The 16,503-nt window shown below is 39.3% G+C and carries 16 protein-coding genes; 9 read left to right on the top strand and 7 right to left on the bottom strand.

The window, feature by feature from the left end:
* Positions 1–78 precede the first annotated feature (78 nt).
* From bamA to BIZ36_RS14515, 5 genes are all read right to left on the bottom strand, one after another.
* Positions 79–2,691: an outer membrane protein assembly factor BamA gene (bamA, locus tag BIZ36_RS14535; RefSeq protein WP_187458616.1), complete on the bottom strand. Its 2,613-nt coding sequence runs from the start codon at positions 2,689–2,691 to the stop codon at positions 79–81.
* A gap of 4 nt (positions 2,692–2,695) precedes the next feature.
* Complete coding sequence (uppS, locus tag BIZ36_RS14530; protein WP_187458615.1) at positions 2,696–3,439, bottom strand: undecaprenyl pyrophosphate synthase; 744 nt, start codon at positions 3,437–3,439, stop codon at positions 2,696–2,698.
* Between the two features lie 52 nt (positions 3,440–3,491).
* Complete coding sequence (porG, locus tag BIZ36_RS14525) at positions 3,492–4,190, bottom strand: type IX secretion system protein PorG (protein ID WP_187458614.1); 699 nt, start codon at positions 4,188–4,190, stop codon at positions 3,492–3,494.
* A 153-nt stretch (positions 4,191–4,343) separates the two neighbouring features.
* Entirely contained in the window at positions 4,344–5,228 is an 885-nt protein-coding gene (locus BIZ36_RS14520; protein WP_187458613.1) for an NAD kinase, read from the bottom strand.
* A 101-nt stretch (positions 5,229–5,329) separates the two neighbouring features.
* A complete protein-coding gene (locus BIZ36_RS14515) occupies positions 5,330–5,986 on the bottom strand; it encodes a CBS domain-containing protein (protein ID WP_187458612.1) in 657 nt (218 codons plus the stop codon).
* 93 nt (positions 5,987–6,079) lie between these two features.
* Here BIZ36_RS14515 and BIZ36_RS14510 point away from each other — a divergent pair, with 93 nt between their 5' ends.
* From BIZ36_RS14510 to clpX, 6 genes are all read left to right on the top strand, one after another.
* Complete coding sequence (locus tag BIZ36_RS14510; protein ID WP_187458611.1) at positions 6,080–6,796, top strand: pyridoxine 5'-phosphate synthase; 717 nt, start codon at positions 6,080–6,082, stop codon at positions 6,794–6,796.
* Complete coding sequence (locus BIZ36_RS14505) at positions 6,793–7,566, top strand: alpha/beta fold hydrolase (protein WP_187458610.1); 774 nt, start codon at positions 6,793–6,795, stop codon at positions 7,564–7,566. The genes BIZ36_RS14510 and BIZ36_RS14505 overlap by 4 nt, the downstream gene beginning before the upstream one ends.
* 27 nt (positions 7,567–7,593) lie before the next feature.
* Positions 7,594–7,935 (top strand): phage holin family protein, encoded by a 342-nt coding sequence (locus BIZ36_RS14500; protein WP_187458609.1) that lies wholly within the window; start codon positions 7,594–7,596, stop codon positions 7,933–7,935.
* Between the two features lie 106 nt (positions 7,936–8,041).
* The gene (gene tig / locus BIZ36_RS14495; RefSeq protein WP_187458608.1) at positions 8,042–9,364 is read left to right on the top strand and encodes a trigger factor; all 1,323 of its coding nucleotides are present in this window, start codon (positions 8,042–8,044) and stop codon (positions 9,362–9,364) included.
* Positions 9,365–9,465: 101 nt separating this feature from the next.
* Positions 9,466–10,146 (top strand): ATP-dependent Clp endopeptidase proteolytic subunit ClpP, encoded by a 681-nt coding sequence (clpP, locus tag BIZ36_RS14490; RefSeq protein ID WP_187458607.1) that lies wholly within the window; start codon positions 9,466–9,468, stop codon positions 10,144–10,146.
* Between the two features lie 96 nt (positions 10,147–10,242).
* Positions 10,243–11,478 carry an ATP-dependent Clp protease ATP-binding subunit ClpX gene (gene clpX / locus BIZ36_RS14485; RefSeq protein ID WP_187458606.1) on the top strand — a complete coding sequence of 412 codons (1,236 nt, stop codon included), beginning with the start codon at positions 10,243–10,245 and terminating at the stop codon, positions 11,476–11,478.
* Positions 11,479–11,518: 40 nt separating this feature from the next.
* On the opposite strand, the gene BIZ36_RS14480 is transcribed toward clpX, so the two are convergent.
* Both BIZ36_RS14480 and BIZ36_RS14475 read right to left on the bottom strand, forming a co-directional pair.
* Positions 11,519–12,091 (bottom strand): dienelactone hydrolase family protein, encoded by a 573-nt coding sequence (locus tag BIZ36_RS14480; RefSeq protein WP_187458605.1) that lies wholly within the window; start codon positions 12,089–12,091, stop codon positions 11,519–11,521.
* A 73-nt stretch (positions 12,092–12,164) separates the two neighbouring features.
* Positions 12,165–13,673 (bottom strand): GH3 auxin-responsive promoter family protein, encoded by a 1,509-nt coding sequence (locus BIZ36_RS14475; RefSeq protein WP_502709168.1) that lies wholly within the window; start codon positions 13,671–13,673, stop codon positions 12,165–12,167.
* A 99-nt stretch (positions 13,674–13,772) separates the two neighbouring features.
* Between BIZ36_RS14475 and BIZ36_RS14470 the strand changes: the two genes are divergently transcribed.
* The 3 genes from BIZ36_RS14470 (at position 13,773) to BIZ36_RS14460 (ending at position 16,341) form a co-directional block, all read left to right on the top strand.
* Entirely contained in the window at positions 13,773–14,540 is a 768-nt protein-coding gene (locus BIZ36_RS14470) for a DUF2797 domain-containing protein (RefSeq protein ID WP_222937405.1), read from the top strand.
* A 103-nt stretch (positions 14,541–14,643) separates the two neighbouring features.
* The gene (locus tag BIZ36_RS14465) at positions 14,644–15,639 is read left to right on the top strand and encodes an NADP-dependent oxidoreductase (protein WP_187458602.1); all 996 of its coding nucleotides are present in this window, start codon (positions 14,644–14,646) and stop codon (positions 15,637–15,639) included.
* A 3-nt stretch (positions 15,640–15,642) separates the two neighbouring features.
* On the top strand, positions 15,643–16,341 hold the full coding sequence (locus BIZ36_RS14460) for a TVP38/TMEM64 family protein (protein ID WP_187458601.1): 699 nt from the start codon (positions 15,643–15,645) through the stop codon (positions 16,339–16,341).
* Positions 16,342–16,503 lie beyond the last annotated feature (162 nt).

The raw sequence follows: 16,503 nt of genomic DNA, 5'->3' as shown, positions 1-16,503 counted from the left end.
GTTTTATCCAATAGAAAATATCGTGCCAAAATTACTAAAAGTTTTAAAATGAATACTTTAGCTATGACACGACCCTGTTTAAAACTGTTGGCCGATGATGAAGTGTGTTTGCCACCCGCTAGGTCCGTTGCCAATGGAAGAAGGTAAAAGGTCTTCGTCAAACCCATAACCGAAATCTATTCCCAACAAACCAAACGCCGGCATAAATATGCGTAGCCCCACTCCGGCCGATCGTTTTATTTGAAACGGATTAAATTCCTGAAAATTGTTGAAAGCGTTACCTCCTTCTAAAAAAGCTAACCCATAAATGGATGCTGAAGGTTTCAACGTCAATGGATAACGCATTTCCAAAGAGAACTTATTGTAGACAAGACCACCACTGTTATTGTTACGTGCCAATGGATCATAGGGAGTAATGGACTGGTTTTCATAACCTCTTAACTGAACAATATCCCTTCCATCCAATGTAAAATTACCTAAACCATCCCCGCCTACAAAAAAGCGCTCAAAAGGGGTGTCTCCCACGTCATTGTTATAATTGCCCAAGAAACCAAATTCAGCATTGGTACGGAGAACTAAATCACCTACCAGGGTTGTATACCAATCTCCTTTAAACTTTACCTTATAGTATTCCAACCATTTAAATCGTTCTTGATCAATATCCTCAAGTTCCTGTAAATCCTGTGTTGTAGCATTACCCTCATTATTCAACTCTTGTAATTCAATACTACGATCTCTTAAGGATTCAAAATCCTTGTTACTAAAGAGAGAATACGGAGGTGTAAACTTGGCAGTTATTTCAAAATTAGAACCTCCTCTTGGAAATATTCGTCCACCAGCGGTAGCGTTTCGGGAGATTCCCAAGGTGTAAGCTACAGAGTTCGCCTTACCATTACCAAAATTAAAAAGACCAATATTGTAATTATTGAATTCATAGAGCTGGTAACTCAAGGCATGGGAAATGGTAAAGTAATCATCTGGCCATTGTACCCTTTTTGCCAATCCTGCGGTGATACCTGTAATTGCAAAACCTCTACTTTTATCAACCTCAATTCTTCTACTGGTAGAGTTACCGTAGTCAACACCAAATTGCTGCGTTCTGGAAAGGTTGAGACTAAAACGTACAGGCTTTTTACCACCCAACCAAGGTTCTTGAAAATTTAGACTATACACCCTAAAAGTTCTACTAGCCTGCACCCTCATGGCAAAAGTTTGCCCATCTCCCATTGGAACCGGCTTATAGGCTTCTCCGTTAAGAATATTTTTGATACTAAAATTGTTGAAAGAAAGTCCTAAGGTTCCTATAAATCCACCACCACCATAACCACCTTGTAGCTCTATTTGGCTAGAACCTGATTCTACAAGGTTCCATTTTACATCTACCGTTCCTTCATTAGGATCCGCATTTAGAATGTCCGGCTTTATTTGCTCCGCATCAAAGTACCCTAATTGTTGTAATTCCTGAATGGTCCTGATGATATCACTTTTAGCGTATTTATTACCAGGCCTAGTGCGAAGCTCCCTGTAAATTACGTGGTCATTGGTACGGTCATTACCCACCACTTCTACATGGTTCAAGAAGGTTTCTTTTCCTTCAATAATTCGTATTTCAAAGTTGATAGTGTCATTTTGTGCGGAAAGCTCTACTGGGTTAATAGAAGAGAAAAGATAGCCATTGTTCTGGTACAAGTTGGTCAAATCTTCCGCATCCGGTTTGGAATCGTCCGCAATACGCTTTCTCAATAAAACACCGTTATAAACATCTCCTTTTTTTACTCCAAGGACAGATGCCAATTGCCGGTCACTATACACCGTATTACCTACAAAATCAATATCTCCAAAGTAATACTTGTTACCTTCCTCAATTTTAAACTTGATGTTGATATTGTTCTCATTCACCTTAATTATGGAATCTGAAATAATACGGGCATCCCTGTATCCATTCTCCGCATATTTATCCACTAAAAGGTCTAGGTCATTCTCGTAATCTTCTTCTATGAATTTAGATTTCTTCCAAAAACGCCAAAACCGCTTTTCCTTGGTTTTCTTAAAGGCGTTTCTAAGTTTTCTATCGGACAATTTATCATTGCCCTCAAAAATCATTTTCTTGATTTTAACCTTATCGCCCTTATCCACATTGATCACCATTTTTTGGGCATTGGTCTGCGCAGTATCATTGATTACAACAATATTGGTCTTTGCGTTTAAATAGCCCTGCTTCTTATACTTGTTTTCCAAGTAATTTTTGGTGTTGGCAATTAAACTTTCGGTGATTTTCTTACCCTTTTTTAAGTCGGTATCTTTAATGATATCATCCACTTTTCTGGACTTGATACCGTTTACCTTAACATCTGACAAGGTTGGTCTTTCCGTTATGTGCAACTCTAGAAAAACCTTATCATCCTGGATATCCACCAAATCAAATTGGATATCCTTAAAGAGTTCCAGCCCCCAAAGTTTTTTAATAACTTCACTTAGCTCATCCCCAGGTACCGTAATAGGTTGGCCTACCCTTAGACCGGTATAGGTCTTTACGGTCTGCTCATTGTAGCTTTGCAGTCCGGTTACTTCCAAACCGCCTAAAATGTATTTTTTACCATCGTCAAAAGAGAGCTCTTGAGCGCTGACTAAGGAGGTTAAAAAAAGTAGGAGGATTGTTATTACTGGTTCAATGGCTATGAACCTTTTCATACCATTATTTGATAAGTTGTTCGCTGGTCTTTCCAAATCTTCGTTCTCTGTTCTGATAACTTTTAATGGCTTCTGCCAAATGCTCGCTGCTAAAATCGGGCCAATATACGTCAACAAAATATAATTCCGCATATGCAATCTGCCAAAGCAAAAAATTGCTGATACGATGCTCCCCACTGGTACGCACCAACAGGTCTACATCTGGCAAATCATGCGTGTAAAGATGAGTATTAATAATGGCTTCATCAATATTTTCAATTGAAATTATATTATTTTTAACTTTGGCGCTTATCTGTTTTACAGCGTTCTGTATCTCTTGACGGGCTCCATAACTAAGGGCCAAAGTAAGGGTCATTTTAGAGTTGCCCTTTGTTTTTTCCATCACCTCCGTCAATTCCCTGTGGGCTTTTTTAGGTAAGGATTGTATGTCTCCAATTGTATTGAGCCTAATGTCATTTTCCATGAAAGTTTTAAGCTCTTTTTTTAGCGAAGAAACTAACAGGCGCATGAGGGTATCCACCTCAATCTTGGGCCTGTTCCAATTTTCTGTAGAGAAGGTATAGAGCGTTAAATATCTTACACCGATCTTGGCACAATTCTCCACTGTCCTACGAACGGTATGCACACCATTTTCATGCCCAAACACCCTTCTTTTACCTTTTTGTTTGGCCCAACGGCCATTACCATCCATAATGATGGCCAAGTGTTCCGGCAAATTCTTTTTTTCTATCTCGTCGAGAACATCCATACTATTTCCGTAAAACAATCATGAGAAAAACAACCTGCAGTGGACACGGGGTCTACTCAAAACAGTCCATACAAGGTTTTCTACCAAAAGTGTAAGTTAACGTTAATCCTGAAAAAACATACCAATCATCACTAAAAATGTTCCCAAAATCAAGGTCGCCCAATTGTTGGCTCACGTTCAGTTTGGAAGGATTGCTGGCGTCTAGATTATCCGTAAATGTATAACGGGCACCAATCTCGGCACCCAAAATAAAGAATTGGCTCAATCTAAGCTTTGCACCAACAGTCATTGGAATTGCAAAGGAACCATCTTTTTGTGAAACACTCAAAAAATCTCCCCCATCAAAATAATCATAATCATATCTAAAATAGGTTAGACCGGTATATAAATAAGGAGTAAACGCAGGGCCCAGTTTATGAAGGTTGTATTCAACAAAATTAAACTCCAACCCTGCAGAGGCCTCCAAAATGGAATTATCCATCACATAACCTCTTTGCTGTCTAGAAGGATTATTGGATTTGGTATCATCTGCGGTGAACTTTCCGTAAATAACGCTGGCCCTCCATGCATAACGCTTGGCCTTGTTCCATTTGAACAAACCACCAATGGCAATATCCGAAGGTGCTATATAGGTTGTTCTACCCACATCACCAATATTATTGGCTCCCCCAGCAAATAAACCCACCTCATAGGTTTGGGCATTTAAAACTCCAAATCCCAAAAGAAGTAAAACAAATAAGAACCGCTTCATATGTTGAAATAGTTTGCGAATATAGCAATTGCCATCAACTATTGCTCAATAGCAACAGTTGAACCGTAATCATGCACCAATAAACGGGTTTTGCATCTATTCATTAATGCTCTCACATGATAAACAGCGTTTGTGCCTATTTATTGTTCCGATTTAATAATTGCGACGATCTTCTCCCCAGAGCAATTTATTGCGAAGTGTCTTAAGAAAACTTTCTGAAGCAAACTCAATCATTTTTATGGTAAAACCCGCTTTCTTTATGGTAATTTCCGTACCGTTCTCTACTGATGCTATCCTTGAATCAAGTGATATGAGGTGGTTTTCTTCCCTACCCGAAACGCGCAATCTAATTTCGGTATCGTCCGAAACCACTAATGGGCGAGCATTGAGATTATGTGGAGCAATAGGCGTTAACACCAATGATTTGGCCGTGGGTTCTATTACAGGACCACCACAACTTAAAGAATATCCGGTGGAGCCGGTTGGGGTTGAAATAATGAGTCCATCTGCCCAATACGCCGTTAAGTATTCGTTATTGAGATAGGTCTCCACAGTGATCATGGAGGTGGTATCCTTTCTACTGATAGTTATTTCGTTAAGGGCAAAATTGAGATTGCCCAGTTCTTCTATTTCAGATTCTGAGGAAACTTCTACCAATCCACGTTCTACAATAGTGTAATTACCTTTCACGAACTCTTGGACTACATTCTGTACCTCTTCTTTGTTGAAGGTAGAAAGAAAGCCCAGCCTTCCCATATTCACACCAACAATAGGAATATTCAAATCCTTTACAAAGGTGGTTGCCCTAAGCATGGTACCGTCTCCTCCCAAACTTATAAAAAAATCAAAACTGGTGTCCAATCCCCGGGATTGGTTGAAGGTTGTGGCATTATCAAGCAATTCATGCTTATTCAAAAAACCGGCAAAATCTGCCTCCACAGCCACTTGAGCGCCATAATTATCAAGTTCCAACAGAAGTTTGGACACATATTCTATCGTGTCTTCTTGAAACATCTGACTATAAATGGCAACTTTCATAGGGAATTTTTATCTTGTTAGAACCTTCTAATCTCTAAAAGACAAAAATAAAGAATGGGAAATTGGAAAAAGGCACAAATGGCGACTTATTCCAAAAAAATCTAGACGTTCAAATATTTATCCAAGTAATCTGAACGCTCCTTTAAATCCTCTAGGAACTGATCATCTGCATTCCCAAATATTACGGTGTAGTTATACCTTCTAAAGGTCTGTAGAATATCATTTAAATCCGTAGAAGAAACCTTTAGTGTCACTTGAATCACATCATTTCTGGCATCGGTAATAAAACCACCGATCAACTTTGTATTGTTACTCTCCACAATTTGGGCAATCTCACTAAAAGAATAGTCCCTAATACCCTTAGCCACTACAATAATACCACCGGGCTCCGTAAAAAATGGGGTGTCAATAAATACGCTAACAATATCTGTCAAATCATAATAACCCTCAATCCTCCCTTTATCATCCACCACGGGCACTAAATTGGCCTCGTTCCTGGCAAAGGCCTCCAGAACATCTAACCAACCCGTTTCTTTGGTAACAAAAAAAGCTTCCAATTCATAGCGGTATTGATCCACTTGATCTTTCCGGTCAAAATTCTCTAGGTCTTCTTCAGAGAGTAACCCCAAAAAAATATCATTTTCGGTTACGGCAATATGGGAGTGCGTGTTCTCCTGAAAAAAATCTATTACGGTAGACAAGGATTCTTCCACTTCAAAAGTGGGAATGTTCGTTAATATGTGGGATTGGATCTGCATAGTGTTATCTCTTAAACGCAAAATACTAATTTATAGTCTCAAAAGGTATGCCTTATTCGTATTTTTGTGCCCAACGGTAAAAACCATCGGTAAATGACGAAACTTAGTGTCAACATCAATAAAATAGCCACCATACGTAATGCCAGGGGCGGCAATATGCCAGATTTATTAAAGGCGGCAACGGATATAGAGCGATTTGGAGGCCAGGGCATCACCATCCACCCAAGACCGGATGAACGCCATATTACATACCAAGACGCGCGCGATTTAAAAAAGATTGTTACCACGGAATTAAACATAGAAGGAAATCCTGTACCAAAATTTATAGATTTGGTTTTGGAGGTAAAACCGGACCAGGTCACCCTGGTTCCCGATGCCCAGGACGCCATTACCTCCAATGCGGGATGGGACACCATTAAATACGGCTCTTTTTTGGTAAAAACCATCGACCTATTTAAAAAGGAAGGAATTCGCACCTCCATTTTTGTGGACCCTAATCCCGAAATGGCAAAGGCCGCGGCAGATACCGGTACGGACCGAATTGAGCTGTATACAGAAAGCTACGCCAAATCTTTTGACCAAAATGAGAAGCAAACGGGAATAGCCCCTTTTATAGAAACTGCCAAGGCCGCAACAACAGCAGGCTTGGGACTCAATGCAGGGCACGACCTGAATTTGGAAAATGTAGCCTATTTTCAAAAAAACATCCCCAAATTATTGGAAGTCTCCATTGGACACGCACTAATTTGCGAAGCCCTTTACCTTGGCCTTGAAAACGTAGTTAACATGTACCTGAACCGATTGACATGAGCACCCTATTACATTCCAAAATAGAAGGGAAAGGAACCCCTTTTTTAATTTTACATGGTTTTCTAGGTATGCTGGACAACTGGAAAACTTTAGGTTCCCAATATGCCGAAGAAGGGTATGAAGTTCACCTTATAGACCAGCGGAACCACGGGAAAAGCTTTTGGAGCACAGATTTTAATTATGACCTATTGACCGAGGACTTAAAATACTATATGGACGAACACCAATTGCATGAAGCCATTATTTTAGGTCATTCCATGGGGGGCAAAACAGCCATGCAATTTGCTTGTACCTATCCGGAAAGGGTGGCCAAATTAATTGTAGCGGATATTGCACCAAAATTCTACCCTCCCCATCACCAACCAATTATAGATTCCTTGTTAAAACTAGACTTACCATCCCTTAATTCCCGCGGCGATGCAGATGATGCCCTTGGCAAGTATATTAGAGATTTTGGTACACGACAGTTTTTACTAAAAAGCCTTTATTGGAGAGAAAAGGGAAAGTTGGGCTTTAGGTTCAACTTGGAAGTCCTGAGTCAGAAAATGGCCGAAGTTGGAGAAAACATTGGATCTAATGAGAGTTTTATTGGACCTACGCTGTTCTTGCGGGGAGATCAATCTGAATATATCCAAGAAGCTGATACCGAAAACATAAAAAGACATTTTCCAAACGCTTCCATTGAAGTAATTGATAAAGCGGGCCACTGGTTGCATGCCCAAAATCCCAAACAATTTTTCAATAAATCCATGGCATTTCTAAATGCATAGAAACATCCAACACTAAACTAAGAAAGAATGAAACTTATTTTACGAATATTATTAAGCGCCCTAGCGGTGGTTATCCTGTCCAAAATCTTACCCAACGTATCTGTAGACAGTTACCTTACCGCGGTGATAGTAGCTGTAGTGCTTAGTCTCTTAAACCTGATCGTAAAGCCTATTTTGGTGATTTTCACCTTACCCGTTACCATTTTAACCCTTGGCTTGTTCCTTTTGATAATAAATGCCATAATCATTCTTTTAGCGGATAATCTTATTGATGGATTTAGCGTGGACGGTATTTGGTGGGCACTGCTTTTTAGTTTATTGCTCTCCTTCCTACAATCTATCCTATTCTCCTTACTAAAAGAAGACTAAGGCTACAGATAAGGTTTGAAATCCAACCAGTTAAAATCTTTGGTGGGGTACATTAATTGTAGTATTTTTGCATCCCGTTTTTAGGGAACTAATAAAGAAGATCTAGATGAACATCACTAAAGAACAGATAGACGAGCTAAATGCCGTTGTTAAAGTCGCCATCACCAAGGAGGATTATCAAGATAGAGTAGATGGTATTTTAAAGGACTACAGAAAGTCCGCAAACATCCCTGGGTTTAGAAAGGGCCATGTTCCTATGGGCCTAATCAAAAAGCAATACGGGAAGGCCGTTTTGGTAGACGAGGTAAACAAATTACTTCAAGACAATTTGAACAAATACCTAACGGAAGAAAAATTAGATGTTCTTGGAAATCCGCTTCCAAAACAACAAGACAATTTTGACTGGGACAAGGATGAGTTTGATTTTGAGTTCGAGATTGGCTTGGCCCCAGATTTTCAAGTAGCACTTGAAACCAAACAACCAATTACGCAGTATAAAATTGTTGCGGACAAAAAAATGGTTGACGAGCAAGTAGAACGCATCCAAAAACAATACGGCAAACTTGTTAGTAAAGAGAAAGTAGCCAAAGATTTCGAGGTAACCGGAACCTTTAAGAACGAGGAAGAGGAAATTGACAAAAAGACCACTTTAGAGCTTGACAAAATAAAAAGCAAGAAAGCTTTGGATGCTTTGGTAGGAAGTAAAGTTGGCGATACGATCAAATTAAAATCAAAAGGTCTTTTTAAGGAGGATTATCTTACTTCAAGTGCTTTTGGAGTATCTCAAGATAAAGCCGAAGGGCTTGACATTGAAGCAGAATTTACCATTGAGGAAATCAATGAGCGCGAATTGGCAGCTTTGGACCAAGAACTTTTTGACAAGTTATTTGGCAAAGACGAAGTGAAGACGGAAAAAGAGTTGAAGGAAAAAATCAAGGAAGACAGTGAAAAGCAATTTGAGCAACAGTCGGACCAGAAGCTTTTAAACGACATTACCGAACATTTCATTGAAAACACCAAATTTGAATTACCAGCAGGTTTCTTGACCAAATGGATTCAAATGACCGGAGAAGAGCAACTTTCGGAGGAGCAGGCCAATGAAGAATACGAAAAGTCTGAAAAGGGGCTTCGTTATCAATTGATCGAAGGTAAAATCATCAAGGAGAACGATTTACAGATTCAGCTTGAAGAGCTAAAGGAGTTCGCTAAAGGTTTCATCAAATCACAGATGGCCCAATTTGGTCAATTGAACCCACAAGAAGAGGAGTTGGAAAATATTGCAAATAGGGTTTTAAGCAACCAGGACGAGGTAAAGCGACTCTCTGAGCAATTGATGAGTCAAAAACTTCTGGATCTTTACAAAGAGAAAGTAAATCTGAAGGAAAAAGAGATAACCTATGAAGACTTTGTGAAAGAAGTCTACGGTTAATTTTCCAAAAAATAATAAGTATCTTTACAGTGCCGAAAATTACTTTTCGGCACTTTTTTTTATCTTTTACCTTTAGGTAAACTAACACCGAATAGAAAGACATGGATTACGCAAAAGAATTCAAGAAATACGCTATAAAGGACCAAGGGATAAGCAGCACTTATTATGACTCTATATTAAGTAGCATGTACCCGGTTTCCTTAACACCCAATATCATAGAAGAAAGACAAATGAACGCCGTAGCCATGGACGTATTTTCACGTCTAATGATGGACCGTATCATCTTTTTGGGTACCGGAATAAATGATCAGGTTGCAAACATTGTCCAGGCGCAATTGCTTTTTTTGGCAAGTACTGATTCTGCAAAGGACATTCAAATCTACATCAATTCTCCAGGAGGAAGTGTTTACGCCGGTCTAGGTATTTATGACACTATGCAATTTATATCACCGGACGTAGCTACCATTTGTACAGGTATGGCCGCTTCTATGGGAGCCGTGCTTCTTTGTGCCGGAGAAAAAGGCAAAAGAAGTGGATTGCCCCACTCAAGGGTAATGATCCACCAACCAATGGGCGGTGCACAAGGACAAGCTAGCGATATTGAGATAACCGCACGAGAAATATTGAAACTTAAGGGAGAACTTTACGAGATTATTTCCAAACATTCTGGCCAGACATTGGAAAAGGTGAATGAAGACAGTGACAGAGATTACTGGATGAAAGCACCGGAAGCCAAGGAATATGGCATGATTGATGAAATCTTGGTAAGGGAAAAAGAATAATTTCGACATAACAACGAGTAACGATAGTTTTTTATCCATTTTGGCAAACCAAAATGGAAATCTTTTCGTTTCTTCCAACGCAGAAAGCACACTCGTATGGCAAAAGAAAACCTAGAATGTTCGTTTTGTGGACGCAAAAAACCGGAAACCAATCTATTGATTGCCGGTTTGGACGCACATATTTGCGATCGCTGTATTGAACAAGCGCATGGCATTGTGGCAGAAGAGTCCAAACAAACAAAAACAAACGATTTATCTTCTGAACTTACGTTAAAGAAACCATTGGATATCAAAGGTTTCTTGGACACTTTTATTATTGGCCAAGAACGAACTAAAAAAGTAATGTCGGTAGCGGTGTACAACCACTACAAGAGACTTTTACAGCCAAAATCCAAGGAAGATGATATTGAAATACAGAAAAGCAATATCATCATGGTTGGTCAAACTGGTACAGGAAAAACACTTATGGCAAAGACTATTGCCAAAATGTTGAATGTACCGCTGGCCATTGTTGATGCTACCGTGCTAACAGAGGCAGGTTACGTAGGTGAAGATGTAGAAAGTATATTGACACGCTTACTACAAGCGGCTGATTACAATTTGGAAAAAGCGGAACGCGGTATTGTTTTTATAGATGAGATAGACAAAATTGCCCGTAAAAGCGATAATCCATCGATCACCAGAGACGTATCTGGAGAAGGGGTCCAACAAGGTTTGCTAAAACTGTTGGAAGGCACTACGGTAAATGTACCTCCAAAAGGAGGAAGAAAACATCCGGACCAGAAGTTTATAGAGGTCAATACGGAAAATATTCTATTTATTGCAGGCGGGGCCTTTGATGGTATCGAGCGTACCATTTCAAAAAGACTTAATATGCAGGCTATAGGATATAGTGCCGCTAAGACCGATGACCATATGGATCAGGATAATATTTTACAATATATTATTCCTAAAGATTTGAAGGAATTTGGTCTTATACCTGAAATTATTGGTAGGCTTCCGGTGCTCACGCACATGAATCCATTAGATCAAAAAACACTTAGGGCTATTTTAACGGAACCCAAAAATGCCATTATCAAGCAATATGAAAAGTTGTTTGCCATGGATGATATTGAGTTTACCATAACGCCCCAGGCTTTGGATTATATTGTAGAAAAGGCCATTGAATACAAACTAGGAGCTAGAGGACTTCGTTCTTTATGTGAAGCTATATTTACGGACGCCATGTTTGAAATGCCCAGCAATGAAGAATCAGAATTCAAGGTAACAAAGGCCTATGCTGAAGATAAATTGTCCTATGAAACCATTAAGAAGCTTAAAGCGGTTTCTTAGGAGGATTTAAAACATTAGGATTAGAATACAAAAAGCGGTTTTAAACCGCTTTTTCCTTTTTATTGCTCCTTCCTGTTGTGGCTTTATGGGTAACCAAGTTGAGGAGGTCCAAACTGACCTTTTGAATAATTTTATCATCAGTATACATGTTATGACCAAACCCGGACACTAATTCCGCCTCAATGCCAACTTGATCATACCAAGAAGATTTAGGTCTGTACATATCATTATCCCCAAATATAAGATTGATTTCACACTGAGGTTTTGCCTTTTCCGACCGAATTCTAGTCGTAGAAACGCCATAAAAGGATTTCATTGGCAATCCTAACAAACCTGCTTTCCAAGCTATGGCCCCGCCCATGCTAAAGCAAAGATAATGAGCAGGCTCTTTCTCTTTTTTCAGCAAGTGTGCCACCGCCGTATCAATACCTCCATCAACAAAGGCATTATGTATATTTTCTTCTGAATTTACAGCAACCTTAAGATTGGCAAGTTGCTGACTATCGTAAAATGTAATATTAAAATATTGTTGCAAATAACCCAGATAAGATGTAATCCAGAGTCCCTTTTTAGAACCCCACATATCGGAAATGATTACGAGTCTTTCAGCCATAATTAAAAGTTAAAATTCGTAGGTCGGTTAAGTTTCAGTCTCAATATGAATATTAAACGACGAATTTCCTTTTTTATTTGTTCATATGCAGCAATTCCTCGATATAGTCCCGGCTATTACTAAGCCTAGGTATTTTATGTTGCCCGCCCAACTTATCGTTCGCTTTTAACCAATCATAAAAAAGATTCTCTCTGGCCATATGAACTTTTGGACTTCTCAAGGTTATGTTATTATACCTTTTTGCCTCGTAATCAGAATTTAATGACTTTAAGGCATTGTCCAAAAACTCGGTAAAATAATTGAGATCCTCCGGTGGAGTTCTAAATTCTATGATCCATTCATGGGCGCCCTTTTCCTTCCCTTCCATAAAAATGGGCCCAGCCGTATAATCTTTGATTTCAGATCCTGTTTTTATACAAATAGTCTTTAAGGCTTCCTCAGCATTTTCAATTATAAGTTCTTCCCCAAAAACATTGATATGGTGTTTTGTTCGCCCTGTAATTTTAATGCGATACGGATTGATTGACGTAAAACGAACCGTATCACCAATTTTATATCGCCAAAGACCGGCATTTGTGGTAATTATGATGGCATAGTTTGTATTGGTTTTTACCTCCCATAGAGGTATAGCCTCTTGTTGCTCTGTACCATACACATCCATGGGAATAAACTCGTAGAAAATACCATAGTCCAACATTAACAAAAGATCATCCGCTCCGTTTCTATCTTGGATGGCAAAAAAACCTTCAGATGCATTATATATTTCATAATACTTAAAGCTCTTTCTGGGCAATAGTTTTTTGTACTGATCTTTATAAGGGTTAAAGCTGACCCCCCCATGAAAATAAACCTCTAAATTTTCCCAGACCTGAAATAAATGGTCCTTTCCTGTGTCTTCAATTATTTTGTTGAGCAAAACCAACATCCAAGAAGGTACTCCTGCCAAACTGGTCACGTTTTCTTGTGTAGTCTCTTCAATTATTGCCTTCAACTTACTTTCCCATTCACTCATAAGGGAAACCCTATTACTAGGCGTACTACTAAACTCTGCCCATAGGGGCATATTATCAATAAGAATGGCACTGAGATCACCAAAATAGGAACCGTTGTCTTGATAAATTTCCTTGCTCCCGCCCAGTCTCAAGCTCTTTCCCGTGAACAATTGAGAGTTTTCATTGTTGTTCAAATACAGACACAAAAGGTCCTTCCCGGATTTGTAATGGCAATCATCCAAAGCTTCCGTACTTACTGGAATGAATTTACTTTTGGCATTGGTTGTTCCACTACTTTTTGCAAACCACTTGATGGAGGTTGGCCAAAAAAGATTTTGTTCCCCCCTACGGGTTCGTTCTATAAGAGGTTCTATCTCTTCATATGTAACGATAGGAACACGATTACGGAATGCTTCATATTTTTCAATTGATGCGTAACCGTATTTTTTACCGATTTCAGTATCCTCGGCAACCTCCAATAATTGAAAAAGCACCTCTTCCTGCACTTCGGCCGGGTATTTTAAGAAAAGCTCTATTTGGTGATAGCGTTTCTTGAGCAACCAAGAAGCAATGGAATTGAAAAGCGGGATAGGCATTTTTAGGTATCTTTGTACCGCTAAAAATAGCTTTATTACTTATCATTTTCAAATAGAAATTCTTTTATGCAGTACGAGGGAGTGTTACAAAAAATGCAAACCGAAATTGGGAGCCCTATTCAATATTATATGCTTTTTGAGAATGATTTCCTAAACGTGAACCAAGTACTTGATAAACAATTACAAATAGATTTTTTGAAGTATCAATGCCTCAATTGCGGTTTGGACAAACCTATTTTTAGACAAGGTTTTTGCAAATCCTGTTTTTTTGAAGTACCCGCCGCTGGGGATTGGATCATGAGACCCGAATTGAGCACAGCGCACCTTGACAAGGAAGACCGCGACCTAGCGTACGAAAAGAAAGTGCAATTACAGCCGCACATTGTATACTTGGCCAATTCGAGCAACATAAAAGTGGGTGTCACCAGAAAAAGTCAGGTCCCTACCAGATGGATCGATCAAGGCGCACACGAAGCCATTGAAATTGTAGAAGTTCCCAATCGATATTTAGCGGGCATTACAGAAGTTGCCCTAAAAGACCATATTGGAGACAAGACCAACTGGCGAAAGATGCTTACGAACAATGTGGATGATGAGGATTTGGTCACGTGGCGTAACAATCTAAAAAAGTACATTCCTGAAGAGGCTACGGAGTATTTTATTGAATCGAATTCTGAAACCAACCTCGAATTTCCCGTCCTTGCCTATCCTAGCAAAGTAAAAAGCCTCAATCTTGACAAAACCCCTTCTTTTACTTCTAAACTTAAAGGCATCAAGGGGCAGTATCTCATTTTTGAAGACAACACCGTATTTAATGTTCGTAGCAACGAAGGGTATTACGTTGCCTTGACTATTAAATAATTAAACAGTATAGCGGCATTCGCGCAAAAAACAACTGCTTTTAGGTCAAACTACCTATCCGCTAGACTCTATTTTTGTATATCCAATTTAAAAAATCGGAGAAATGAACAATGTTATAAAACTCGCCAACAGACCTGAGGGCGAACCTCAGCTAAGTGATTTCGAATTTGCTACAGAGGATAAACCCAGTCCCAACGATGGTGAAATTCTATTGGAATCAAAATACATCTCAGTGGATCCTTATTTAAGGGGACGTATGCGAGATGTAGAATCTTACATTGACCCTTTTCAACTGAACGAACCTATGGAGTCTACAATTGTTGCCGAGGTTGTGGAAAGCAAAAATTCCAATTTTGAAAAAGGTGATTTTGTTTTTGGAATGTTGAAATGGAAGGAATTTCAGGTTTCCTCCGGCACGGGACTGAACAAAGTAGACCCCAATAAAGCACCACATTCTGCTTACCTAGGCATTTTAGGCCTTACTGGATTAACCGCCTACATTAGTCTAGAAAAAATTGCCGATTTAAAAGAAGGGGAAACACTATTAGTTTCCGGGGCAAGCGGTGCAGTAGGTAGTACCGTTGGACAAATAGGTAAAATAAGGGGTTGTCATGTAGTAGGTATTGCCGGAAGCGATGATAAATTGGCCTTGATGAAAGAAAAGTTCGGTTTCGATGAAGGCATTAATTACAAAACCACGGATAACATGACGGAAGCCATTGCAAAAGCTTGCCCTAACGGCGTAGATGTATATTATGATAATGTGGGCGGCGATATTTTGGATTCTGCCTTGAACAATATTAATAAGAATGGCAGGGTCATCAATTGCGGAGCCATTTCCCTTTATAACGAAAAGGAGGTTCCACAGGGTCCTAGACATGAAGGAATCTTAGTCAAAAAGACGGTTCTGATGCAGGGCTTTTTGGTTCGCGACCACGCCAAAGATTTTGGAAATGCCATTCAGCAACTGGCCCAATGGCTGCAAGAAGGAAAAATCACCCATGAAGAGACCATTGTAGAAGGTTTTAAGAACACCCCTCAGGCGTTTCTTGATATTTTTAAAGGAAAAAATAAGGGTAAAATGGTGGTTAAAGCCTAACTAATGGGTTCGGAAAAGAAAAAATCTACCGAAAAAAGTAAATGGCCAATGATAATCTCATTGGCCATTCTACTATTGTTGGTTATCTCTTACTTTGTTTTTCCATCAGTAAAGGATTTTTTCTCGGAAGCTTGGCAGGTGTTGAGCAGTGGTGATAGGGAAAAAACCAAAAATTGGGTAGAGCAATTTGGGGCCTGGGGGCCGTTAGTTCTCATAGTGGCAATGATAGCCCAAATGTTTCTTATTGTTATTCCATCTGTTATGTTGATGGTGGTTTCCATTTTAGCATACGGTCCATTGTGGGGCAGTCTCATTGTATTCGCTTCCGTTTATTTGGCTTCTAGTGTGGGTTATGGTCTCGGTCATGTGCTAGGGCAAGGAAAAATAGAAAAAATCATCGGACAGAAATCTGAAGAAAAAGTGGAAGCCTTTTTAGACAATTATGGCTTTTGGGCCGTTATTGTCACCCGGCTAAACCCTTTTCTATCAAATGACGCCATTAGCTTTGTCGGTGGCATATTAAGAATGGGCTATTGGAAGTTCATTGGAGCCACCCTTCTCGGTATCGCCCCACTTACCCTTTTTATTGCTTTTTTAGGAAAGAATACCCATAACCTAAAAACAGGTTTATTCTGGGGTTCTCTCGTAAGTCTTATCATTTTTATAGCTTATGTTTGGTGGGACAAGAAAAGAAAGGAGTGATCGTATTCCTAATTCTCTCATTTTATAAATTGCTTATTTAAAAATGTGCATTTTTGGTAATTGTTAGGGGAAGCATTCCCTATTTGAGAAATTACCAATTCTACAATTCAATAATGTAAGTGGCCGGTTTATCTTGTATCTTAAATGGCAAAACCAACCGGC

This window comes from Cytophaga sp. FL35, assembly GCF_014349235.1.
GTDB lineage: Bacteria > Bacteroidota > Bacteroidia > Flavobacteriales > Flavobacteriaceae > Euzebyella.
The sequence above is the reverse complement of the archived record's forward strand: the minus strand, read 5'-3'. Positions and strand labels throughout refer to the sequence as shown.

Coding starts and splice junctions, on each gene's coding strand:
- bamA (WP_187458616.1), bottom strand. CDS start 2,691: ATGAAAAGGTTCATAGCCATTGAACCAGTAATAACAATCCTCCTACTT.
- uppS (WP_187458615.1), bottom strand. CDS start 3,439: ATGGATGTTCTCGACGAGATAGAAAAAAAGAATTTGCCGGAACACTTG.
- porG (WP_187458614.1), bottom strand. CDS start 4,190: ATGAAGCGGTTCTTATTTGTTTTACTTCTTTTGGGATTTGGAGTTTTA.
- BIZ36_RS14520 (WP_187458613.1), bottom strand. CDS start 5,228: ATGAAAGTTGCCATTTATAGTCAGATGTTTCAAGAAGACACGATAGAA.
- BIZ36_RS14515 (WP_187458612.1), bottom strand. CDS start 5,986: ATGCAGATCCAATCCCACATATTAACGAACATTCCCACTTTTGAAGTG.
- BIZ36_RS14510 (WP_187458611.1), top strand. CDS start 6,080: ATGACGAAACTTAGTGTCAACATCAATAAAATAGCCACCATACGTAAT.
- BIZ36_RS14505 (WP_187458610.1), top strand. CDS start 6,793: ATGAGCACCCTATTACATTCCAAAATAGAAGGGAAAGGAACCCCTTTT.
- BIZ36_RS14500 (WP_187458609.1), top strand. CDS start 7,594: ATGAAACTTATTTTACGAATATTATTAAGCGCCCTAGCGGTGGTTATC.
- tig (WP_187458608.1), top strand. CDS start 8,042: ATGAACATCACTAAAGAACAGATAGACGAGCTAAATGCCGTTGTTAAA.
- clpP (WP_187458607.1), top strand. CDS start 9,466: ATGGATTACGCAAAAGAATTCAAGAAATACGCTATAAAGGACCAAGGG.
- clpX (WP_187458606.1), top strand. CDS start 10,243: ATGGCAAAAGAAAACCTAGAATGTTCGTTTTGTGGACGCAAAAAACCG.
- BIZ36_RS14480 (WP_187458605.1), bottom strand. CDS start 12,091: ATGGCTGAAAGACTCGTAATCATTTCCGATATGTGGGGTTCTAAAAAG.
- BIZ36_RS14470 (WP_222937405.1), top strand. CDS start 13,773: ATGCAAACCGAAATTGGGAGCCCTATTCAATATTATATGCTTTTTGAG.
- BIZ36_RS14465 (WP_187458602.1), top strand. CDS start 14,644: ATGAACAATGTTATAAAACTCGCCAACAGACCTGAGGGCGAACCTCAG.
- BIZ36_RS14460 (WP_187458601.1), top strand. CDS start 15,643: ATGGGTTCGGAAAAGAAAAAATCTACCGAAAAAAGTAAATGGCCAATG.